At 52.3% G+C, this 22,661-nt stretch carries 20 protein-coding genes and 1 pseudogene; 12 read left to right on the top strand and 9 right to left on the bottom strand.

The window, feature by feature from the left end; genetic code table 11:
* Positions 1 to 5 precede the first annotated feature (5 nt).
* The 3 genes from ACVWXD_RS14160 to ACVWXD_RS14150 all read left to right on the top strand — a co-directional run bounded on the left by ACVWXD_RS14160 (position 6) and on the right by ACVWXD_RS14150 (position 1,754).
* Entirely contained in the window at positions 6 to 170 is a 165-nt protein-coding gene (locus ACVWXD_RS14160; RefSeq protein ID WP_053136117.1) for a rubredoxin, read from the top strand.
* A 63-nt stretch (positions 171 to 233) separates the two neighbouring features.
* Positions 234 to 1,031 carry an enoyl-CoA hydratase-related protein gene (locus ACVWXD_RS14155; RefSeq protein WP_183701988.1) on the top strand — a complete coding sequence of 266 codons (798 nt, stop codon included), beginning with the start codon at positions 234 to 236 and terminating at the stop codon, positions 1,029 to 1,031.
* 30 nt (positions 1,032 to 1,061) lie between these two features.
* On the top strand, positions 1,062 to 1,754 hold the full coding sequence (locus ACVWXD_RS14150; RefSeq protein ID WP_183701986.1) for an SDR family NAD(P)-dependent oxidoreductase: 693 nt from the start codon (positions 1,062 to 1,064) through the stop codon (positions 1,752 to 1,754).
* Positions 1,755 to 1,953: 199 nt separating this feature from the next.
* Here the strand turns inward: ACVWXD_RS14150 and ACVWXD_RS14145 are convergent, their stop codons facing one another.
* From ACVWXD_RS14145 to ACVWXD_RS14130, 4 genes are all read right to left on the bottom strand, one after another.
* On the bottom strand, positions 1,954 to 2,934 hold the full coding sequence (locus tag ACVWXD_RS14145; protein WP_183701984.1) for a nitronate monooxygenase: 981 nt from the start codon (positions 2,932 to 2,934) through the stop codon (positions 1,954 to 1,956).
* Positions 2,935 to 3,163: 229 nt separating this feature from the next.
* Positions 3,164 to 3,964 carry an enoyl-CoA hydratase/isomerase family protein gene (locus ACVWXD_RS14140; protein WP_183701982.1) on the bottom strand — a complete coding sequence of 267 codons (801 nt, stop codon included), beginning with the start codon at positions 3,962 to 3,964 and terminating at the stop codon, positions 3,164 to 3,166.
* Positions 3,965 to 4,012: 48 nt separating this feature from the next.
* The gene (locus ACVWXD_RS14135; RefSeq protein WP_457371130.1) at positions 4,013 to 4,927 is read right to left on the bottom strand and encodes an NmrA/HSCARG family protein; all 915 of its coding nucleotides are present in this window, start codon (positions 4,925 to 4,927) and stop codon (positions 4,013 to 4,015) included.
* Positions 4,928 to 4,991: 64 nt separating this feature from the next.
* Positions 4,992 to 5,723, bottom strand: a complete 732-nt coding sequence (locus tag ACVWXD_RS14130; RefSeq protein ID WP_457371129.1) for an IclR family transcriptional regulator — start codon at positions 5,721 to 5,723, stop codon at positions 4,992 to 4,994.
* 116 nt (positions 5,724 to 5,839) lie between these two features.
* Between ACVWXD_RS14130 and ACVWXD_RS14125 the strand changes: the two genes are divergently transcribed.
* Together ACVWXD_RS14125 and ACVWXD_RS14120 are read left to right on the top strand one after the other, a co-directional pair.
* A complete protein-coding gene (locus ACVWXD_RS14125; RefSeq protein WP_183701975.1) occupies positions 5,840 to 6,613 on the top strand; it encodes a glucose 1-dehydrogenase in 774 nt (257 codons plus the stop codon).
* Positions 6,614 to 6,818: 205 nt separating this feature from the next.
* Positions 6,819 to 7,082: pseudogene (locus tag ACVWXD_RS14120) on the top strand (IS21 family transposase); the annotation flags it as partial.
* Between the two features lie 155 nt (positions 7,083 to 7,237).
* Here ACVWXD_RS14120 and ACVWXD_RS14115 read toward each other — a convergent pair.
* Complete coding sequence (locus ACVWXD_RS14115) at positions 7,238 to 7,618, bottom strand: AraC-like ligand-binding domain-containing protein (protein ID WP_183701973.1); 381 nt, start codon at positions 7,616 to 7,618, stop codon at positions 7,238 to 7,240.
* Between the two features lie 354 nt (positions 7,619 to 7,972).
* Between ACVWXD_RS14115 and ACVWXD_RS14110 the strand changes: the two genes are divergently transcribed.
* Positions 7,973 to 8,953 carry a methyl-accepting chemotaxis protein gene (locus tag ACVWXD_RS14110; protein ID WP_183701971.1) on the top strand — a complete coding sequence of 327 codons (981 nt, stop codon included), beginning with the start codon at positions 7,973 to 7,975 and terminating at the stop codon, positions 8,951 to 8,953.
* Positions 8,954 to 9,058: 105 nt separating this feature from the next.
* Here ACVWXD_RS14110 and ACVWXD_RS14105 read toward each other — a convergent pair whose 3' ends face one another.
* Positions 9,059 to 10,381 carry a hypothetical protein gene (locus ACVWXD_RS14105; protein WP_183702318.1) on the bottom strand — a complete coding sequence of 441 codons (1,323 nt, stop codon included), beginning with the start codon at positions 10,379 to 10,381 and terminating at the stop codon, positions 9,059 to 9,061.
* A 302-nt stretch (positions 10,382 to 10,683) separates the two neighbouring features.
* On the opposite strand from ACVWXD_RS14105, the gene ACVWXD_RS14100 reads away from it, so the two are divergent.
* Together ACVWXD_RS14100 and feaR (ACVWXD_RS14095) are read left to right on the top strand one after the other, a co-directional pair.
* Complete coding sequence (locus tag ACVWXD_RS14100; RefSeq protein ID WP_183702315.1) at positions 10,684 to 12,123, top strand: APC family permease; 1,440 nt, start codon at positions 10,684 to 10,686, stop codon at positions 12,121 to 12,123.
* Positions 12,124 to 12,312: 189 nt separating this feature from the next.
* Complete coding sequence (gene feaR, locus ACVWXD_RS14095; RefSeq protein ID WP_183701969.1) at positions 12,313 to 13,254, top strand: transcriptional regulator FeaR; 942 nt, start codon at positions 12,313 to 12,315, stop codon at positions 13,252 to 13,254.
* 341 nt (positions 13,255 to 13,595) lie between these two features.
* Here feaR (ACVWXD_RS14095) and feaR (ACVWXD_RS14090) read toward each other — a convergent pair whose 3' ends face one another.
* Positions 13,596 to 14,552, bottom strand: a complete 957-nt coding sequence (gene feaR / locus ACVWXD_RS14090; RefSeq protein ID WP_183701967.1) for a transcriptional regulator FeaR — start codon at positions 14,550 to 14,552, stop codon at positions 13,596 to 13,598.
* Between the two features lie 692 nt (positions 14,553 to 15,244).
* On the opposite strand from feaR (ACVWXD_RS14090), the gene ACVWXD_RS14085 reads away from it, so the two are divergent.
* From ACVWXD_RS14085 to ACVWXD_RS14070, 4 genes are all read left to right on the top strand, one after another.
* Positions 15,245 to 16,546 carry an NAD(P)/FAD-dependent oxidoreductase gene (locus ACVWXD_RS14085; protein ID WP_068578942.1) on the top strand — a complete coding sequence of 434 codons (1,302 nt, stop codon included), beginning with the start codon at positions 15,245 to 15,247 and terminating at the stop codon, positions 16,544 to 16,546.
* A 38-nt stretch (positions 16,547 to 16,584) separates the two neighbouring features.
* Positions 16,585 to 16,977: a nuclear transport factor 2 family protein gene (locus ACVWXD_RS14080; protein ID WP_183701965.1), complete on the top strand. Its 393-nt coding sequence runs from the start codon at positions 16,585 to 16,587 to the stop codon at positions 16,975 to 16,977.
* Positions 16,978 to 17,718: 741 nt separating this feature from the next.
* Positions 17,719 to 18,942, top strand: a complete 1,224-nt coding sequence (locus tag ACVWXD_RS14075) for a multidrug effflux MFS transporter (protein ID WP_183701963.1) — start codon at positions 17,719 to 17,721, stop codon at positions 18,940 to 18,942.
* Between the two features lie 865 nt (positions 18,943 to 19,807).
* The gene (locus ACVWXD_RS14070) at positions 19,808 to 21,037 is read left to right on the top strand and encodes an ammonium transporter (protein WP_457371592.1); all 1,230 of its coding nucleotides are present in this window, start codon (positions 19,808 to 19,810) and stop codon (positions 21,035 to 21,037) included.
* Between the two features lie 163 nt (positions 21,038 to 21,200).
* On the opposite strand, the gene ACVWXD_RS14065 is transcribed toward ACVWXD_RS14070, so the two are convergent.
* Together ACVWXD_RS14065 and ACVWXD_RS14060 are read right to left on the bottom strand one after the other, a co-directional pair.
* Positions 21,201 to 21,989 (bottom strand): IclR family transcriptional regulator, encoded by a 789-nt coding sequence (locus tag ACVWXD_RS14065; protein ID WP_183701959.1) that lies wholly within the window; start codon positions 21,987 to 21,989, stop codon positions 21,201 to 21,203.
* Positions 21,990 to 22,056: 67 nt separating this feature from the next.
* A complete protein-coding gene (locus tag ACVWXD_RS14060) occupies positions 22,057 to 22,659 on the bottom strand; it encodes a sarcosine oxidase (RefSeq protein WP_183701957.1) in 603 nt (200 codons plus the stop codon).
* Positions 22,660 to 22,661: the final 2 nt, after the last annotated feature.

Here is a 22,661-nt window from a genome sequence, read left to right as displayed (position 1 = left end):
TCGAGATGAAACAGTGGCAATGCATTTTCTGCGGTTTTTTTTATGACGAAGCCTTGGGTCTGCCCGAAGAGGGCATCGCCCCCGGGACGCGCTGGGCAGATATTCCCGAAGACTGGATGTGCCCTGAATGTGGTGCCGCCAAAGTGGACTTCACCATGGTCGAAGTCTGATTGCCCTGCACCTTAACGCGATAGACGTCCAGGGCGTCAACCTACTGCCAAAAGGATACCCGAATGGATTTTTCAAGTTATAAAGCGCTCAAGCTGGAACGCGATGAAAACGGTATTTTGACGATCACCTTCAACCGTCCTGACTCACTCAATGCCGTTGATGCGGACATGGATGAGGAACTGGGCAGAGTGTTCACCGAAGCCGGATACGACAACCAGACCCGCGTGGTGATCCTGACCGGTGCCGGCCGTGCTTTCAGCGCGGGCGGCGACCTTGAAGAAATGCAACTGGTCATTGATGAGCCCCAGCGATTCATCGACGGCATGCGCCGTGGCAAGCAACTGCTCTTTTCGATGCTTGATTGCCCTAAACCGATCATTGCCAAAATCAACGGTCATGCCATCGGCCTGGGCGCCACCCTGGCGCTTTTCTGTGACCTGACCTACGCCACGTTAACCGCCAAAATCGGTGATCCTCATGTCAGCGTGGGCTTTGTCGCCGGTGATGGCGGCGCGGCCATCTGGCCGCAACTGATCGGTTATGCGAAGGCCAAGGAGTATCTGCTGACGGGCGAGGCATTGACCGGCGAAGAGGCAGCCCGTATCGGCTTGATCAACCATGCCGTCACGGCCGAAGAGCTTGACGAAACCGTTCAGGCGATGGCGCTCAAGCTGGCCCAGGGCGCCTCGAAAGCCATTCAGTGGACCAAGCTTGCCGTCAACATCAGCCTCAAGCAGATCGTCAGCTCGGTGATCGATGCCTCGTTCGCCTACGAGGCCTTGTCCAACCAGACCGAAGACCATCAGGAAGCAGTCAATGCGTTCCGGGAAAAACGTAAACCGGTATTCAAGGGCCGCTGACACTCACTGTATTGAAAAAGGGCATCTGATATGAGTAAGACCGCGGTGATTACGGGCGGCTTCGGCAGCCTGGGTGTTGCAGTAGGCCGATCATTCGTACAGGCAGGCTGGCAGGTGGCGCTGGTAGATCGGGCGGCGCAGGCTCAGCCGGCGATCAGCGCCGAGTTCAGCGGGCAGTTGTTGCTGGGCGATGTGGACCTGACGAATCTGGCCGCGGCAAACAGTGCCTTGGCCAAGGTCCAGGCGCACTTTGGACGTGTGGATGCGCTGATTAACGTCGCGGGCGGGTTTCGCTGGGAAACGCTGGAGGACGGCGATCTGGCGACCTGGGATCTGCTGTACCAGATGAACCTGCGTACTGCCGCGACGGCCTGCAAAGCCTCACTTGTCCATCTGAAGGCGAGTGGAGCAGGGCGCATCGTCAACATTGCAGCCGGTGCTGCCAGCAAGGCAGCCTTGGGCATGGGGGCTTATGCCGCGTCCAAGGCCGGGGTGATGCGACTGACCGAGGCGGTGGCCGAAGAACTGAAGGATCAAGGGGTCACCGTCAACGCGATCTTGCCGTCGATTATCGATACGCCGCAGAACAGAACAGACATGGCAGATGCTGACTTCACACGATGGGTCCAGCCTTCACAGATCGCCCAGGTGATTCTGTTTTTGGCGTCTGACGCAGCGTCTGCAATCACTGGCGCGTCGATCGCGGTCAACGGCAGAGTTTGATTTCCCCCATCCAGAACGTGCAGCGCGGCATGCCAATGGTATGCCCGCGTTGCCGCGTACGACTGGTTTTCCTGTAGGACTCGGCACAATTGACCTGGATGTAGAGGCGACCCAAACGCTTATCGAGAGGATCGAAAAGCGCTACTGCCGGGGTCCCGATTCAATGTCAACAGCGCCGGCAATGGCCGACGCTAGGGGCTCAATCCATCGCCAGCAATGACGGCAATCGATAGCCGATAATCTCGCGGGCTTGCTGGACGATACGTTCTATCAACTGCGCGCACGTGGGCAGGTCATCAATCAATCCGACGACCATGCCGATGGGCAGTGCCCCGCCGTTAATGTCGTCGTTTTCCATCGCCGTCATCCAGCGCTTGGCGCCGGTCAGAAGTTGCAGCTCGGCGAAAGTAGGGGAGCCCTGCTTCTCCAATGCCACGGCTTGTTCACTGATGCTGTTGCGCCAGACACGAATGCTGTCGCCCTGGCTGCGACCGACCAACAGGGTGTCGCGCTCGCTGGCTTGCAGAAAGCTCTGTTTGATGCTCGCAGGCACGGGGGATTCCTGGGTCATGAGAAAGCGGGTGCCCATCTTGATCCCTTCGGCGCCAAGTGCCAGTGCGGTGACCAGGCCGCGGCCATCGTGGAAGCCACCGGCGGCCAACACCGGAATCTTCAACCGACGTACGGCAGCCGGTATCAGCACCAGTCCCGGTACATCCTCTTCGCCAGGATGACCTGCGCACTCGAAACCATCGATGCAGACCGCGTCCGCCCCAAGACTTTCAGCTTTAAGCGCATGCCGAACGGTGACGCACTTGTGAATGACGGCCACGCCGGCCGACTTCAATTGATCGATGTAGCGGGCGGGATTATTGCCGGAGGTCTCGACGAACTTGACCTGGCTGTCGACGATGGCGCGCACATAACCGTCATAGTCCAGATCAAGTGCATGGGGTAAAAGGGTGAGGTTTATGCCAAATGGCTTATCGGTCAGAGTACGCACCTTGTCGATCTGCTGTCGCAGGGCATCGCCTGTAGGCGAGGTGTGCGCAGACAGAAAACCAATGCCCCCCGCATTGCCGACGGCGGCCACCAATTCAGGCCGGGCTACCCAACGCATGCCACCTTGAACGATGGGGTATTTGATGCCGAACAGTTGTGTGATCCGATTTTGCAACATGGCGCGATCCTTGAACAATGGAGGGGGCACTTTCAGGGCAGAGGCGAATACCAGGACGAGCGGTACCCGATGCCAGACTTCACCAAAGTGTATATCTGAACATCGTTCAGTAATAGCTCATATTTTATGAGTGACAACTCCCCAGGTAGGATTGCTGAATGAGTTAGACGACGAAAAATCAGCCCGTTGTTGAGCCTCCCAGAAAGCCAGTTGGTTGGTCTAGAAGTGATCAATGCTCCTTCTGTGTACGTTTTTGCTGGGCAATGAATGCCGTCGCGAGGCTGTGGTGCTCTTCACTCAAGGTGGCTGCGAGCTGCCGCGCCAGAGTAGTGTCGAGCACTTGTGCGGCGCTACGATGCAGGTAGCTGTTCATGATTTTTTTGGTTTCACGCAGTGCCTGGCTGGGTTGTTTGAGCAGCTTTTCGGCCAATGCGCGGGCTTCTTCCATGAGTTTTTCCGGCGCCACGACGCGGTTGGCCAGCCCGTACTCCACGGCATGCTGTGGCGTGATGCGATCTCCCGTGAAGATCAATTCCTTGGCTCTTAACAAACTGGTGTAAAGCGGCCAGGCCACCGAAATGCCGTCGCCCACGACCAGGCCTATATTGATGTGCGGCTCGGCCATGAACGATTTTTCCGACATCAGCACGATGTCGCACAGGGTGGCCATGGTCGCGCCCCACCCCACGGCCGGGCCATTCACTGCGGCGATAATCGGAATGGGCAGATCAATGAAACTGAGGATGGTGCGCCGGGCATTTTCCTGCACCGACCGCGCAAAGTTGGAATCTTCCAGCGTCTTGACGAAGTGCTGAAAGTCACCACCGGCGCTGAAGGCACGGCCGGCACCGGTCAGGATGGCAACACGTGCTTCACTGTCTTCGGCCAGGGCGCGAAACAGTTTTGGATAGGCGAATAACATATCGGTAGATGATGCGTTGAGGTCGTCAGGCCGATTGAGGGTGATCAAGCGCAGGCCGCCTTCGGCAGTCACCTGAATTTCTGGCGGCAAGTCATAAAGATTAGGCATGTATGGCTCCTTGAGCGTTTGGGCGTGCGCCGACAGGCGTCTCTACAATCAGCCTGGAAACTCACTGATATGGTTTTTTACCCACTGCTCCAGCGGTGTAAGTGGCACTTCGTAGGCAGCCAGCGCGTTAATGTCAGCGCGATACCCCACTTCGTTTGTCCACTCCTGCGAACGCACCCAACCTGGAAATAAGCCTGCCGCGATAGCCTCGTCGGGGGAGACCGACTCACTGATGATGTTTCTGTGCAGCACACGGCTCAGCAGTGCTGCAACCTCATCCATTGACAACGCCTCATTGGCCAGATCGATGCTCTTGCCGTTGTACCGTTCAGGGTATTCAAACGCTTTTCGTGCAAAGGCGCCGACGTCATCTGCCGTGGTCAATTGCATACGGGTCTGAGGATCGAATGCGGTGATGATTTTGCCGTCAACCAGGTGTGGAAACATGTACCGGGCTTTGGGCAGGGTGAAGTTGTCTAGCATGAAGGCCGGCTTGAGCACCGTCCAGAATGGGAATCCGGCATGGCGAACGCGCTCCTCGATGTCCCACTTATCGGTCCAGTACTTCTGCCACCAATAGCCACTGTCCCAGCGTGCAAAACTCGTGTGTTTGCCGGCCTCGCACACCGAGGTATGCACGAAGTGTTGAACGCCGGCCTGGTGGGCAGCCTCCACCAGCGCGAAGCCCTGCCTACGTTCGCTGTCTGTGTTGGAACTGTCCGGGATCTGTACCGAAAATACGCCATAAATACCTTGCAGCGCACTGACCAGCGACGCGGGATCGTCCATATCGCCCGCCACAACCGTTGCCCCTTGTTTGACCAGCGCCTGCGCTGCAGGAGAGTCAGGAGAGCGCGTCAAAACCCGCACGGGATATCCCGCCGCCAGCAGCGCCCGCGCGGTTGCCCCGCCTTGGGCACCTGTACCGCCAGTGACGAGGATCGGTGAATTACGGTGGTTCATTTCAATACTCCTGGGTCGATGCATAAGGGATCAGTTGGAAACGAGAGACAGTTTTTTCGCCAGTTCAAACCAGTTCGGAGCCGATGGCCAGCATTTTTTTACGCGGCCAATCCAAGGCCAAACCAGAGGCAGACAAGCCGTATGTTTTTCCGGTGTCCCGGGTACGAATGGGTACCGCCACGGCGTTGAATTGAGGGTGCATGACGCCAATGCTGAGGATGAATCCATACGTCTTGTAGTCTGCAATCGCCTGCCGGATGTTGGCTTGGGTCGTGGGCCAATCACTGGGATTTGCTGCTTTCAGGCCCTTCATGACGTCCTCACGTTCCTCAGCCTCATAAGCCGCCAGGCACGCCCAGCCAGTGGGTGCGGTTGCCAATGGGCGGCGCGCACCGACCGGGTCATTGAAGTAAACGAAGTCACCGTGAGTGCGTTGGAGATAGAGCATGTCCAGGCCATCGCGAACCGACAACGAAGCGCCCATCCGATAGCGCTCTGTTAACGACTGCATATAGGGCTGGGCGACCTTGGGCAGTTCGGCACGCACCAGTGCCGCGTAACCGAGCGCAAGTGCCGGTAGGCCCAAAGCTATCTTGCTGTTCTCGCCAGCGCAGACCAAAAAACTTTCGCGTTCAAGCGTGTAACACAGACGCCAGACCGTGGGTTGCGGCAGCCCCGTCATGGCTACCAGTTCACGTGCGGTCAGTTCAGGCCTGTCGTAGGTAAAACACCGCAGAATTTGTAAGCCACGCGCCAGGGCGGTGACGTACTGACGGTCTTTATCGGGTTTATCCATCTAGCTATCATCCTGAACGAAGTTCGGTATTGTAAACGACGTTCGAGTAATCTACATTGATTCGCATGGCAGATTCAATATTCGCTGTGCAAATAAATTAATAGGATAAAAATAAGATGACCTCCAGTCTGTTTGATCTCCACGGCAAGGTTGCTGTCATTACCGGCTCAAGCCGCGGCCTTGGATTCGCCAGCGCCAAAGGCATGGCAGAGCATGGCGCCAAGGTGGTGATTTCTGGCCGTAAAGCGGACGCCTGTGAAGCGGCGGCTCAATCGATTCGCGATGCCGGAGGCGAGGCCATCGCCGTACCGTGCAACATTGGTCGCAAGAATGAACTGCAAAATCTGGTGGATACCACCCTTGCAACCTGGGGCAGGATCGACATCGTGATGGCCAATGCCGCCATCCATCCCTGGGGCGGCTCGGTCCTGGATCTACAGGAAGAAACCTTCAACAAATTCATGCAGGTCAATGTGCAAAGCAGCATCTGGCTGACACAAATGACCCTGCCGGCCATGCTGGAGCGGGGTTATGGACGTTTTATCGTCGTGGCCTCAATCGTCGGCCTGCTGGGTGATCCGGTCAGTGGTACTTACGGGCTGACCAAGGCTGCGGACATGCAACTGGTGCGCAACATGGCCAATGAATTTGCCAGCCGGGGCGTGACGGCCAACTGCATCGCACCGGGGACTTTCAAGACCGAGATGGCGCGTTCCCAGTGGGAGGACCCTGACATGGTCAAGTGGTACAACGGGCGCAATCCCTCCAAGCGCTTTGGTGAGGCTGACGAAATTGCAGGGCTTGCCGTGATGCTGGCTTCGCCATCGGGGGGGTACATCAACGGCCAGACCATCGCAGTGGACGGCGGTCACACTGTCTCCTTTCGCTAGAAGCTTGGAACTTCGTTCTAGCGCGCACTAATTTGACCGTAAAACCTCAACGCGGCATCTCCTTTCTGCTGATGGATATGCCGTCACTGGGGATTCCACGCGCACCTGGACAGTGTCTCTCACTGATCCGACCCGCGCTCAGGCAGGCAGCAACGCAGGATTATTCACTACCATCGACCTCTTTTCTCGAAGCGAAGAGGTCGTCGTGAAGCGTATATCCATTCGTAAAATCCGAGAGGTACTACGTCTAAAGTTCGACGCCGGCCTGCCCGTGCGCAAAATTGCCACCAGTCTGCGCAGCAGCAGCAGCGGCAGTGCCGGTAATTATCTACACCGCTTCAACGCTTGCGTGCTGACTTGGCCCACGCCGTTGTCGGACGCCGAACTGGAGCGATGTCTATTTCCGCCAGCGCCGACGGTACCCAGTGATCAACGTCCGATGCCGGATTGGGCCCATTTCCACGCCGAGGACGACACTGACCGCTCATATAGATTAAAGTCCATCACGCAGCGACGGAGTTCTAGGTGCTCATCGGGGGAGTTGGGGTTGAAGTGCTGACTACTACTTCGGTAGAGCCTACTGAGGTCGCCAATATCATAGTTGCCCATCTAGCGTGCCTTTGATTATTCGTCGAAAGGTCTGAGTAACGCTAATAGCGCTTTGTGCATTGCCTCCACTTCATTTTGCGGACTGTTTAGCAAGGTGAAGAGTTCTTGCACGAATGGTCCGATAACCGAGCCTAAGTTGGACCTTCCTGAAATTGTTTTGCCCACGATTTTTGGGTGAGCGGAATAAGCTTTTTCGACAAGCTGGCGCGGTAAGCAAATGGATATTTGGTAGGGCGAGCTTAGGAAATTACATTCGGATTTTTTCGCAGCCTTCAGTACAATCATATCGCCAGGCTCAAGTTGTGCGGCACACTCCGCAATGTTGAGAGTCGCTGAACCTTGCAATTGGTGAACGAGAAAATAACAGTCATCATTGTCCGTACGAATCTCTTTCATATCTCGACCGATATTGATTCCGTGAGTCAAGGCTTAGGTAGCCTTCATTCGCAATTGATGCTCGAAAACTGCCTGATGAATATCGGAAATCAGTTTCCTGACGAATTGTGCATTATACTTTCGTAGCACCTGTGCAGCATCAATGCATCAGGTTTTTACTAGTCTATGGGAAAAGTCAAGATTTAACTTTGCTCTCTCGGCCATGAACCAGGCGGTGAGTGCCAAAGAAGAATTGCTTCGACCTGCGTCTTTTTGGCGTTAGCGAACAATTTCACTGGCGCAAGCGGACAAGAAATTTATCGGAGCTTGGGTTCAGATTCGTCAATCAAGGGCTCAATGGCAAACGGTGCACACATGTTCTTTAACAAAAGTAATCTGGTGAGTGAGCTAACTGAAGTATTGGACCGAATCTTGCGTGGGCAGGTATCTGAAGTGCGTCATTCGCTATCGATAAAGCCCCACTGTGAGCTGGTACAAAGTCTTGAGCAGCTCGAAATAGAAAAGTGCAAAACAGAACGAGGGTTGCTTGAGATTCAAGAGGTTGTGGCGCGTCAGGCTTATCAGTTAGAGATGTTCGAGCAGAAGGGTGAACGCTTGCGTGAGGAACTCGAAAAAGCAAATCACCGCATCAAGGAGATGGACTCGCTAATCCTGCAGTTAAATGAGAGCACTCGCCATCATGAAAGCGAGGCAAAAGTTTGGGAGCTTCTGCAGTCGACCCTAACTGAAGGGTGTTGGGACGTCACCGTGATGAATGGGCGGATCGAGGACCCCGGCAGCCGCATGCGGTTCTCCAACCAGTTCCGCGTGTTGATGGGGTATGGCCCACAAGAGTTGCCCGATGGTTGGGATACACAGCTCAGTATCACCCACCCGGACGACCAGTCATCGATCCAGGCCGTTTTTGAGCGTGAAATCCTGAGCCCTAATGGCAGCGGAGAATACGTGTATGAATACCGGATGCGTCATAAGACTCGCGAGTACATTTGGTGTCGAGAGCGTGGGCGTGCGGTGCAGAATGAGCAGGGGAAATTGAGTCGCGTCATTGGTGCTGTTAGGGACATTACCGACGAGCGCTCGGCGCAGGAAACTCATAAGCAAATGCTCGAACAGAACCGGGCAACGTACGAGCAGATCGCAGCAGTGGTTGGTGTAATTAAGGGAATTGCCGATCAGACCAATTTGCTTGCCTTGAACGCGGCGATAGAAGCTGCCCGAGCTGGCGATGTGGGACGAGGATTTTCCGTAGTTGCCGATGAAGTGCGCAAGCTAGCTGAGAATACCCGTCAAGCCACCCACCAAATTCAGACAATGTTGCATCAGCAACAGCACTGACTTTATTGCACGCTTTAGAGTTCAAGGGCAGGCTAAGCTGCCAATAAATTGTCCAGTTAGCCTTGGTTTCGACATAAGTGCCTCCATGCACTTAAGTCGAATTGTTTAGAACGATGCTGCCAAAATTACCTGAGCATAGAGGTTGGTGTCGCTGCTACCCAATTGGGTGCCGCCGCTGGCATCGCTTTTTTCGGGTTTGTAAAAGCCAACTAGCGGCAATAGGGTGAAGTGTTCATTTATCGTCCATTCGGCGTACAGGTCTGCCTCTCGCCCATCTAGGTTTTTGCGACTGCGGTCGAGTGTTGAAAAATCATAAAGCAGCGCGCCCACGTTTACCGAAGGAGCCGCGGCTACTTTGATGCCGACATGATGAACTTGCGTATTGCTATTGAATGGACCTGCGTAGTTGGAAGCGACTTCACCTTGGTACCAGGTGCCCAACGCTCGACCGTTGCCATAAAACAATGGATCGTAACCTTCAGAGAAACGGCTGTAGCGATAGTTCACAACTGGTTTGAGTGGCAGGTCGCTAAACGTCCAGCCTGCTTCCATATACCAGGCATTTTCTTCGCCGCTACTCTTGTGTTCCCTGGCGTATTCACCTGCTAAAAACAGATTAGGAACACCTGCGTTGCCTTGCGCTCTGACGCTGTATTGCTTCATGCCCTTCCGCTCGGGGAAGAAAAGGTCCGCCAGTTCCTTATCGGTATCAAGCACTTTTAAATATGTCAGGCCTATCGTGCCCTTCTCATTCACGTGTTCAAGAGTACCTACAGCTACCTCTGGTTTAGCCTGGCCCGGATTATCTGACTTCAGCCACATCAAGTCACTCCGCCAGCCTTGCTTACCTCCAAGGCGCAGCACTACCGTCTGGTCGAAAGCTTTGCGAGAGGTCAGGTAATAAGCTCCTCCTCGATTCTGCCTTCCGTCGGCGACCTCGCGGCCAAGATTTAAGGCGTCTCCTGATACGAGGAAGCCGTCACCGATGACGATATTCTGACGACCGACGGAGAAGTCGATCCCGTCAGTTCCTAGCTGGGGAAACAGTTCGGCAGACCGCCAACCTATGTATGCGTCTTCAATCTTGGTTGTACGCTCCGAGCCATTTGACCAGCCAGCTGGATCTCCATCGCCGTAAGTCCCTGTGGACACCCAGTTCAGCGCCGCATAAGAATTTCCAAAACTATTGGAGGAGTGTTTGAGATCTAATCCATATTGAAACGCTGATTCTTGCCAGCTGCTAGATCCTTTAGCACGCGTGCCAGATTGAGCGTAATTCTCTCTACTGTAGAACGCTCCGGCGGCTGCCTGCAGTTTGGCGTCAATCTGGGTCTGCCCATCTGCATAGAGTTGAAGGGCGCCTGCGAGCGGCGACAATCCTACGAGTACCGCCAGTGAAACGGATCGATAGAGCAGCGTTGAGTGCATTGGTTGGTGTGTCACGATAATAATCTCCAGGACCTATATACAGGGGGCACTCGGCAAGCCGCGAGCTGGTCTAGGCAGTCGGGTAAATATTGCCCGGTGCTACTCAAAGGCTATGGCCACGACTGCTCTGTATTCTTTGTTATCCCTGACATGCATACGTCTAAGAGTGCCAAAGGCACTGCTGGCTTATCGATCTGGCAGAAAAAAACAAGTCTCGTACCAGTATGGACAAGACGGAGCGAAGACTGCAGCGCAATGTCTCCTGGCAGCATTCCTTCCAATGTTTTAATGAGGGGCCGATTATGGAGTCGCCAAGTGTCAATGCTGGTGCATTACGAAAAAATGCAGTCGGTATGTGGAGTATCGTTTTCTTTGTACTAGCTACCAATGGACCGCTAACGGGTCTGATTGGAGCCGTTCCAACTGCCATTCAGATGGGGAACGGTATAGGAATACCTGGCACCTTTCTGGTGGTGGGCCTGGCCTACCTGCTTTTCGCGGTCGGTTTTGTCGCGATGGGGCGTCACATTCGAAATGCCGGAGCATTTTATGCCTACGTTTCGACGGGGCTAGGGCGACCGTTAGGGACCGCCTCAGCATTTTTGGCCATAGTGGCGTATGCCGGAATGCAGGTCGCTTGTTATGCATTGATAGGTTTCTTTAGTGCCGAATCGTTAGCTCATTTAGGGCTGCCAGCACCATGGTGGGCGGTGTCTATCGTGATCGCAGTGCTGGTACAGTTTTTTGGCACTCGGAATGTAGAGTTTAATGGCAGGTTTTTAGGAATCCTGATGCTCGCGGAGATGGCAGTGATAATTGTCTTCGACGCAGCAGTTGTTTATCACGGAGGAGGGCCATCCGGTTATAGCGTTGCGTCATTCGAGCCAAGTAATGTGTTCGTGCCCGGGTTTGGAGCTGCGCTGGTTTTTGTCGGAGCTGCGTTCATGGGTTTTGAAACTACGGCTATCTATGCTGAGGAAGCTCGAAATCCTGCTCGAACTTTGCCGAGAGCGACCTATGTGGCTTTGCTGATTATCATGGGATTTTTCGCTGTCTCTTCCTGGCTTCTCGTAGTAGCTGTGGGGCCTGACCAGATAGTTGCAGGCGTGACTCAGGATGCGGGTGGGATCTGGTTTGCGCTGGCGACCAAGTTGGTAGGGCCAGGCTTGGCTGATGCAATGAACATCCTGCTAATTACCAGTTTGTTCGCGGTACTGCTGAGCTTTCATAATTCCTTGTCAAGATATCTGTTTGCAATGGGGCGCGAAGGTATTCTATGGCACCGGTTTGCACGCACCCATCAAGCTCATCAGACGCCTTACGTAGCGAGCGCTTGCCAGACGCTCTTCTGTGTTGTGGTTCTTGTCGTGTTTGGTGCCCTTCATGTAGATCCGATGACCCAGGTGCTACCCATTTCAAGTGCGCCTGCAACAATCGGGATTGTCTCGGTACAATTGTTAACCTCAATGGCGGTTATTCGCTTTTTCCATCGTGAGAGCCATGGCACTAATCTTTGGCAGCGCCTGCTGGCTCCGGCAGCGAGCGCGATATCTTTGGCGTGCGGGTTGATAGTAATAGTTACTAACATGCCTCTTTTAACGGGAGGGGAGTCAGTTTTTAACGAGGCAATCCCATTGGGAATGCTAGCCGTGGGAGTGGTCGGATTGCTCACTGCATGGTGGTTCAAATTGGCACGTCCAGAGCTGTATCGCAACCTGTCAAGAATCCTTCATGAGGTGTGACGATTTGCGTTGAAAAAGCTCAGACCCGAAGCCGCAATCCAGAAATGGTCGCGGCTTTTTTATGGGGTTGTCACGATTTTTGCTTGGAAATAGGTAAGCGGGCGGTAGTTGATTTTCTACTAAATAACATGTTAACTATCGCTATAAATCCAAGAAAAGCCGGCATGACAGCCGCTAAGAGAGCCAATCATGAGCCAAGATGGGCTGCAGTCCGAAGCAGTGCGCTGGGATAAAGCAATTCGAAGCGCATGCGGCTCCTTTACTACCTACCCTCGAAGTGAGCACTCCTTGTTTATAGGGGAGATGATCCAGCGTGATCTTGGCGGCGTTGGCTTTGCTGAGCTTCGCACGAATGCTGGACGAATTGCCAAATTTCGGCAAAGCGTCGACAATGCCGATGATCAATATTGCTTCCTGGTTGTGCAACGCAAAGGATTTTGCCAGCTACATCTGGATGGGCAGTCAGTGGAGCTGGCACCTGGCGAGATGGCGATAATGGATCAGGCAGGTGAGTGTAGCGTCGAGCCGCAAGGTCTTATTGAGCAAGTGTCAATTTCTGTTTCGCGTGATCGAGTACGGTCTCTCAAAATCCATGGGGCACTGTCCGGTAAATTACAAACTAATTGTCCTAGTGGGCGGTTATTACGTTCACTCGTCAATCAGATTATATTTGATCACGATAGATATTTCACAAGTGATGATGGGGTAGGAATGCAGGATGCTTTAGTTGCGTTGGTCCAGCCTACATTAGTGGAGCGCCCAAATGGTAACGGCCTTGAGGAAATTTTTCAAACCAATGATTTTCGGCGCCAAATTGAACGAATGGTATGCGATCACTTGCATCGGCTCGATTTAAGCCCAGAATGGATGGCTAATAAGTTAGGAATATCGATCAGACATTTATACCGCTCTTTTGAAAATACTGGAGACAGTGTTTGTCGTTTTATTCAGAGAGAGCGGCTGCAACGATGTGCCCGAGATTTAGCTAATCCTTGTCTGCGCCATGAAAGTATTACGGAAATTGCATACCGCTGGGGGTTTTCGGACTCGGCACATTTCAGCAAAATATTCAAGAAACAGTATTTGAGATCTCCCAGAGATTATCGAGGCGACGTCTTGGTTTTTGCGTGATCATCAAGTGGCGGCTTCCTGTTTTAGGGAAGGCTATACTGAGTCGCTGCTTACTTTGAAAAAGCACACTTTAAAGTTTATATAGGCGTTTTAGTCAGCACTTAAGTTTTTAGTTAATCGCAATTTTGAAGGTTTTATATCGGCAGAACAAAGCTAAAAACTTCGTTTTTGGTTTTTTAAATTGGTTACTGCTTTATGAAATTAAATTGTGGGGAACTTAAGGGGCAAGCTGGCGGTTCGACCACTTGAGAGCGCTCTTCTTTAGTATGTTTCAGTCTTGATCTCATGCTGCACAATTAAAAAATGAGCAGCGTCAGATCTAAAGTCCCTGATGATAAAGGTTACGAGTAGGTGGTTTTTCGCATGCGAAACTCTCTCGGTGACATGCCGAATCTGGCCTTGAAGGAGCGGGAAAAATGGCTCACGTCACTGAAACCCCAATTGTACGCAACACTGGAAACCTTTTCGTGGGCACCTTCGTTCTTGAGATCGTCTGCACACTGTTCGAGTCTTCTTTCCAGAATGTAGCGACCGATTGTGGTGTCGCAGCTTGCGAATAAACGATGAAGATTGCGAACTGACGTTCCGACCTGATCAGCAATCATTGAGGGAGAAAGTGCGTTATTAATTAACTCTTTCTCGATGCACACTTTAGCTTTCTGAAGCATCAATGACTGAGTCTGTTGCTGATACATGTGTGTGAGCGGTGTGCTTTCCCTCACGCTAGGCTTCATCAGGGTTAGCAGGGCGTCAAGTATCGCTTCCGACTCCTCCGTCTCGGCCTCTCCCACGTCGAAGAGTTGTTGAGCAAGCATTCCAATGAGTGATCCCAGCCTGGAATTTGCCTCAATGCGGTGATTGAGCAATATTTCGCGATTTCGGAATCGCGACTCGATATAGCGACGGGGAATGATCAGTGACAGTTGGTCCGAGAGACCTGTGAAATAGAAGTCGCACGGTTTGTTAACGTCCAGGAGTACGAGGTCATTCTGTTTCAGAAGCGTCTGGCCATCATTCTGGCACATTACTCCAGAACCATTCATTTGCATCACCAGATAATAGAAATCCCGATCGTCGCGGCGGATATCACTCTGGTGTCGGTGAATGTGATGACAGTTACTGATGATTCTTGAGCCAGGGCAAAGTGCGTTAACGCTAGGGGACGAGATGATGCTGCCTACAAATGTAGCCGAGCCCTGCTCTAATGGTGGTTCAGCTCGAAAGGTTCCGCAGCTTGTGGACAGGTATTGGTTCCACTCTTCAAAGCCCTGCTCGCCAGTATGCATTACGTTGTTCATTTCGACCTCTTTCCAGCCCGAACACTCAAATTGAATAAACCTTGGACGGTATTACGCGTCTTTTTCTAGCGACCCAGTGCGCTGCTCGGAAGCGATTTTGCGTGGATCGGGTTGCACATAAGCTATCCAAGCAAAAAACAGGCCTAATATTTGTTAATTGATATTAATTTATTTTTCTTTAATTTCAATGAGTTACGTATTAGGTTGAGTCAATCGGACTTCTTCAACCTGATGCTGCCGAAGAAAGGCCAGAAAAGTGGCCGAAAATTCCCACATGGCGAGAGCGCCTGGTTCGTTTGGTAACATGTTAACTATCTAGGCTGCGTCGTCCGTAGTGGATTTCTATGCTGGCTCACCCCACATGGCAGTCTCGGTCAACTAATTGACTCTGTAGCTCATGGCGCATTGACTAAACCGGGGTTTTAATAAGGGTGTCTCTTGAATTTCTATGGGGCGCTCTATTGGATGCTGCCGATTCGATCAGACGGCCGCAGGCCTTGAATAGGGTACGGCCCTGGTGCCGTCGGCTCCGGTCAGAGGGCGGTTTGCGTTTCGTTATATCGCATAGCACCCTCCCTGTAGGCATTGAAACAAGAGACCGATTTGGTGTCATCGACGAATAAGAACAAAACTTGATTCCGTCCCGACGCCTAATTGATGATTTGATCAACGTACTGTTGTGAGGAAATATCATGCTCTCTGTAGAAACGCCAACTACTTACTATACGGCTACTCGTAAGTACGATCTGAAATTTCCCGACCTTGAACAGGACATCGAGGCTGATGTAGTTGTGATCGGTGGCGGGTTCTCCGGTGTCAATACTGCACTTGAACTGGCGGAGCGAGGCGTCAAGAACGTCGTTGTCCTGGAGGCACGATACTTAGGGTTCGGAGGGTCGGGACGAAATGGCGGACATGTCATGGCAGGGATAGGTCATGACCTGGAAAAAATCCGTAAAGATGTCGGCGAAGATGGTCTTCGTGCCATTTTCGAGATCAGCGACCAAGGTGCCGCAATTATCAAAAGCCGTATAAATAAATACGGTATCGATGCGGATTTTCGTCATGGCTATGGTTACCTTGGTTTTAATAAGCGCCAAGGCAAACTGCTGCAAGCTTGGGAAAAAGAATATAAAGAACTAAGTCCAGATTGCGAAATTGCTTATCTGGAGGGCGCCGATGTCAGGAAAATCATTGGTTCGGACGCCTACAGCTGCGCGTTGATGCATATGGGCAATGGTCATATTCACTCTTTGAACTTGTTGCTGGGCGAGGCTGAGGCGCTTGTTAGTCACGGTGGCCGCGTATTTGAAAATACTCCGGTTTTGGAAGTGACCTACGGGGATACCATCAAGGTCCGTACGGCTAAGGGCTCGGTGCGAGCAAAGAAAATCCTTTGGTCCTGCGGCGCTTTCCTTGATCGTCTTGAGCCAGAGCTGCATAAGACCATGATCAGTACATATGCCTTTCAACTGGTTACCGAACCTCTTTCCGATGCATTGATCGAGCAAATCAGTCCGATTCGCGGTGCATTCAGTGATATCCGACCGGTGATCGACTACTTTCGGGTCACTAATGAAAATCGGCTGCTTTTCGGTGCCGCGACATACCTCGTCGATTACATCCCTAACAACTTGAAGGAATGGAATCGGAAGTTGATGTTGAATATTTTTCCCTACTTGAAAGACGTGAAAATCGATCTCGCATGGGGGGGGCCGATGGAGTGTTCGGCAAACCTTTTTCCGCAAATCGGCACGCTGCCTGGACGACCGAATGCATTCTACGTGCAGGGCTATTCAGGCTTTGGCGTTACGCCAAGCCACGTAGTAAGTCGGGTGCTTGCTGAGGGGATCATGGGGGGGTCGAAGCATTACGACGTCATGAGCTCAATTCCTCGTACCCAAATTTATGGAAAGGAACAATTTCGTTCACTGATTTGTACCTTCGGCAAGGTCACCCATCAACTCGGCGGTTATTTTAACGGACGTCGTTGATACCTGATTTCTAATCTTAAAAGAAGAGGTTTTTTACAATGCAACAGTCGAATGAATTGAACGTTGCTCTCAGAGAGCGTCTGGATGTCCTTGAGGCGCTCTGGAAAGAACAGGATGCTTCAGGAATCGTGAAGGAACTTTACACCAATGACACCGAAATCACTGGAGCGGGTACCCCTGAGCTCTACTCAGGAAGCACCGCTTTAGCTGAGCTCGTTGCCGGCATGTTAGGTGACACTCGTTCGGCCAGTATACGTATCGATCGACTGCGTGCACTGGTGCCCACTGTCGCTTACACATGGGTGACTTGGAGCGTTCAGCCAAAGGATGGTGAAGCTTTCAACATGAAGAGCCTCTTCGTTTGGAAGCTTGAATCTCAAGGTTGGAGAATCGCAGCGGACATGTACTCGGAAGGAGTCATTCCTGGCTGAGTTACTTGAGAGGGCTTTTATAGCCCTCTCTCATTCTTGTCAGCTTTTGCGCATTGACACTCCGCACAATAAATGAGTCCGCTCGTGAAGCAATTGGGAACACATGGATTCGATCAATCATTTTTAGGTTTGTGAATGAGTCGTTCCGATAGCGTAGTGCATAGTTTCCAGTGCCCTCCAGAAGCACTTCGAAGGTAGTGATGTTCCAGGGACAAGGCACTATTTTCGACCGTACCGCCAGGACACAAGTAGCCGACTGCCTCAACGGTTTCTTTGCAGACAATACGCATTCTAAGAGCAACCTGGAATCGTGTCGGAATTGACGCTGCTCATTCATTATTCTAACGGGATATTGATCGCAAGCCGCTACCGGTCAGTTTAGCAGGGGTCCTTCACGCTTAGCGAAATGAACTTGATTGACGAAGGATCAGGTTTGTGTTTGACCGTAATCGAGCGTCACGTGCAATCCCTCAACTAAATTTCATCGATTCCGCAAGACGCGCGGTGGTTGTTTCGGACGGATGCTACACGTTCTGTACGAAAACACTTGGGTAATTATCGGGGATGCACGAGTTCAAGCTAGACATTGCCAAGCCGAACTGGTTTTTTGCTGTTACTTTGAAGTAGCAGTAGGTCAAATGCGATTACCCTTGCTATTTTCACACGATATATCAGTGTCGCTTTTTCGGCCCACCCTTGCACAAGAGAATCGTGTGCAAACAACGAAATGAGTGTCCCGTTATGTACTTTGATACAGTCCGCATCCGTTCTATAGTCCTGATCGCAGTCCTCGGATTGCTCACTGCTATCGACGCCATTGCGATTGATATGTACCTGCCAGCTATGCCCTCGATCCAGATGCACTTTGGAACTACTGCGGGGCGTGTTCAGGCGAGTCTTACCATTTTTCTGATAGGGCTCGCTATAGGCCAAGCATGCGTCGGTCCTATGGCTGATCGTTATGGAAGACGATGGCCGTTGATGCTCGGTATGGCACTTTTTGTCGCAGGTACATTGCTCATCCTTACGGCACCCTTTATCGAAGTCTTGCTAATCGGTCGATTTTTACAAGCTGTTGGCGCTGCGGCAGGGCTGGTGGTGCCTCGCGCTATCGTTGCGGATCGATACTCTAGTGACTCCGCGGCGCAGATCTACACAATACTTATGCATATAATGAGTGTGGCCCCGATATTTGCTCCCTTGGCAGGTTCAGCGTTGCTTACGCATTGGGACTGGAGAAGTGTGTTTTGGGTACTTTTGGTGTTCGGACTTATATGTCTGGTTTGTGTGTTCTTTTTTGTGCCCGAAACACTGGTGCCTGAGGGCCGGTCAACGGGAGTCATGAGCAAAACCATTCGCGACTACTGCAGCTTGCTGCGTTGTCGAAAATACATGAACTTCACAATGGCGAGTGCGTTCGTTACGGCCGGGTTGTTTTCCTATATAGGGAGCGCTCCTTTCGTTTTTATTGAGTCATTCCACGTCAGCCCCGAGGAATTCAGCTGGTTTCTCGCTTTGAACGGTTTAGGGATGCTTCTCACGGGTATGATAAATTTTTTTCTTTTGCGCAAATACTCTGCTTTAACAGTGTTACATCGTACGCTTCATGTTCACTTCGCATTGACAGCAATCTTATTGGCTATATGCCTCACGTCGGAGAAATTCCTTTTAATAGTTGTTCCATTGTGTGGGGCAATTTGGAGTCTAGGTTTGGTCTGGGGCAACGTGATTGCGCTGGCGATGGAGCACGGCGAGGGGCGTCACGGTGCGGCTTCTGCATTATTCGGTGTTTTGCAATATGCCGTCGGTGGCTTGGCTGGGGTTTTATTAGGGCTGCTGTCGAGCCATGAGCCTTGGATAATGGCAATGTTCCTCACAGTTTGTGCTGCGGCTGCCTGCTTGGAAGTGCACGGTGCTCGCCGGAAATCGCGGGAGCGATCTTCTAACTGCCCGCAAGCTGACTAAAGGAGGGTCAACGCGTACTCCTACTGGCGACTACCGTGTCCCAAGTGCCATAACGTAACGTTTGCCATTCACGAATGATTGGCGCCCTATTGTGTGGGTTACTAATCGGAAATGGATTGATATCAGTTTTGAGCATTGTTCACAGGCCTACTTATCGTTCACTGCGGATTCAGTGAGACTGTTTTGATGGTATTGCCGGCTCAGAAACCAGTATGTGCGTTGTAGAGTCATATTCGACTTAAAAGGATCGAGATCACTTGTATCTTTTTTATTAGCTTGATGCAGCTGATCGATCTTGAGCGGTATACGAATCACGATCTGGAAAGTTAAACCAACCAGAGATTGTGTCTACCTGGGTAGCATTGCGATGTTAATTGAGCCGATGCTGCCAACCATTGACGTCCTAACACAGCGGTTGTGATTTAGAGTCCATCTCGCGATATTACGATTGATGCTAACGGGCCTCTCATCCGCCTTGTGTAACAGGTACGCCTGGAATAGTGATATTGGTTCTAGAAATGCACCATTTCGTTTCATTTCGTCAGACGGGTTGCTGCGAGCTTCCGCACGTTAACATTGCGTTACCGCCGTTCAGTAGCAAGTTTAGGGGCTAACGATACCTCCTTGGAGGTAGAGGAGATGTAGATGGCAGGCTGATTGCTTTCTTGGTGAGAAAAAATATTTCCCAACGGGAAGTACCGCCAATCTCGCTGAGTCGACTTGTCAGACGTCGTCGACGTCGAAAGTAATCAATATAAGGAGTCCATCTATGCTCGATATTTCTGCATTCCGACGATCCAAAGTGCTGACCTTTATCTTGTTTGCCTCGTCCTCCGGTGCAGTACGAGCTTCGGAGGATGCACCGATGCTTAATAGCGGCGACACAGCTTTCGTTGTGACATGTTCATTAGTCGTTTTGCTGATGACCTTGCCAGGCTTGGCGCTTTTTTATGGCGGTTTGGCGCGTAGCAAGAATGTTCTCTCCGTTTTGATGCAGGTTTTTTCTGTCGCGTCATTGATGTCCGTGCTGTTCGCAATCTATGGCTATAGCCTGACGTTTACTTCCGGTGGGGAATGGCAGGCCTGGATCGGTGGATTCGACAAGCTGTTTCTGAGGGGCGTTGGCCCGCAATCCCTGCAGGGCACTATCCCTGAACTGCTTTACTTTCTTTTTATGATGCTATTTGCCGCAATCACGCCGGCGATTATCGTCGGAGGAAGCGCTGAGCGAATGAAATTTTCAGCGGTATTAGTCTTCATGGCCATCTGGCTCACCATCAATTACATCCCCATGGCTCATATAGCATGGGGGGGAGGATGGGTTTTCGATCTTGGCGCTCAGGATTTCGCAGGCGGCAATGTGGTCCACGTCAACGTAGGGATTGCCTCCCTCGTGGGGGCCTACCTGCTCGGCCGACGCCGTGGTTTTGGAACTTCCGCTTTAGCACCGCACAACATGACTATGACCATGACGGGCGGCTCAATGCTATGGGTTGGCTGGTTGGGTTTCTGCGGAGGTTGCGCGCTGATGGCGAACGGTTTTGCGGTCTTGGTCATCGTCAATACCATGCTCGCCAGCGCCGCTGGAGCGCTAGGCTGGCTGTTTGCCGAGTGGCGGCATCGCGGCAAGCCGAGCATGCTAGGCGGAGTTTCCGGGGCCATCGCAGGGTTAGTGGCCGTCACACCAGCATGCGGTTTTGTCGGCCCGATGGGTGCCATTATGCTGGGCTTTATCGTCGCTCCGATTTGCCTGTGGGCCGTGGAGAAATTAAAGCCTCGCCTAGGACTGGATGATGCATTCGATGTTTTCGGCGTACACGGGGTCGGTGGAATCATTGGGGGGGTATTAACGCCTGTATTTGCCCTAACCTCATTGGGCGGGCTAGGGTTTACAGGGGGGCGCAATTTGGTCGATCAGATGCTGGTCAATGGTGGCGTCCTGTCATTCAGCATCGCCTTTTCCGCTATTACCAGCTGGATCGCGTATAAGCTCGCCAGTCTTGTCTGTAGCGGCCTTAGAGTCGACGAAGAGCAAGAGATTGATGGCCTGGATTTGTCGTCCCATGGAGAAGTGGGTTACAAGCTTTCGAACTGAAACAACGTTGAAAGGGGCTGGCAATCAGGCGCGGTTTTTGTCCCGATGTCGTAGCTGAACAAAACGCCCTCTGCAATCGCAGAGGGCGTTTTGTATTTGGGGCCAGCGTGACGTTTGTTGTTCGTCATCGGGTGGTCTTCGTCATGACAGTACCCATCGGCCTTCATTTTTGAGGTGCGCCCAAGGCAGTTGATATTGCTTGGGTAGCGCTTAACAATTTCTCCAACAGGTGCTCTTGAGTGCCCGGTGTATCCATGACTGCATCCGGACCTGAGAGGTTCGCTGCCGCGATGATGTGACCGGTGTGGTCCTTGATCCCCGCCGCCAACGAGGTTGAGTAGTCAGATCGATGGACCACCCAGCCACGATGACGATCCCCTGCGAGCATGATTTGGAGCTCCGTCAGCGTGCGTGCTGAGGGCGCAGGGTAGTCGTCCAGGCGGACGTTCTGGTACAGCGAGTCCACCTCGGCTTCGTTCAGGCCTGAGAGGAGCACTCGCCCCATCGCTGTGCAATGGCAAGCGATGCGAGTTCCAATGGGGATGTTCACTGAAAGTCGCTGCACGGCGAATGCCCGGTAAATGTAAAGACTCTCCGTCTGCTCCCTGATGCTCAGATGGCTGGAAAGCGAAGTGTGATCGCGTAACCGATTCAGGTAGGGCATGGCTACATCGACTAGGTCGCGGCTGGCCAGATAGCTGAAGCCTGCGCTGATAACACTGGCACCCAACTCGTAGTAGGCCCCCGATTTATTCAAGTAGCCCATCTCGGTCAAGGTGAACAGGATTCTGTAGCACGACGAGGGGGTAATGCCCAGTTGCCTGGCAATGTCATTAATTGAAAGGGAGCGGACATTGGCGTCGAACATGCTCAGGATACTCAAGCCGCGCTGAAGGGCCGGTACCATGTAATCTGCGGTTTCTTTATCCATTGATTCCAGCAAGATGCCCATATCGATGTCTCCGAAATGACATCGGCACCCGAAGGTGCCGAACGTGCAGAGCGTAAAGTTAATCGTGTTAGTGCATTATCGTACTGAATGAAAGGGCTTTTCCGCCGTACTCTGCCATTGCGTCAATCACCGCGTCGGTAAAATATTCTTTCGAGGCACGGTCACAGAGGATTTGGAAACAGGGAACGTTATCCAGCCCGACGTTGATGATGATCACATTGATACGTGCAGCTGAAGTCTGTACCACATCACCCACTGTGAAGGCCTGAGTTCTCAGGTCGACGCCGCACAGCTTGGCCATAATCTCGGCGATGTGAACGCCGCTAAGCTGCAGCCACGCATGACTGTCATGACGAGGCAGCAGATAGTTGGCTTGATGATCCAACTCCCACCGCGCTTCCTCATCGGCGATGCGTTGTCCACGGTCCTGCAAACTTCCCAGGATTAAATATTCCGTCGCGGAAAGTCTGACCACGCAGCTGCCATCTGTTTGGACCACCGCCTGATTTGGCCGCTCCGGCAGTTCAAAGCCACGATTTTGAAGATATTCTCTACTTTGCATACCGCGAAAACCTACCCGCGCAAGGTCAGAAAAATCGACCAAACCGCAGTTCTGCAAAACCGCCTGAGGGCTTTGCTCCATAAGATCTTCCGCTCGTAAATTGTTCATCG

The organism is Pseudomonas sp. TE3911 (assembly GCF_054062775.1).
Note: the sequence above shows the minus strand (reverse complement) of the source record. Positions and strands in the feature narration are given on the sequence as shown.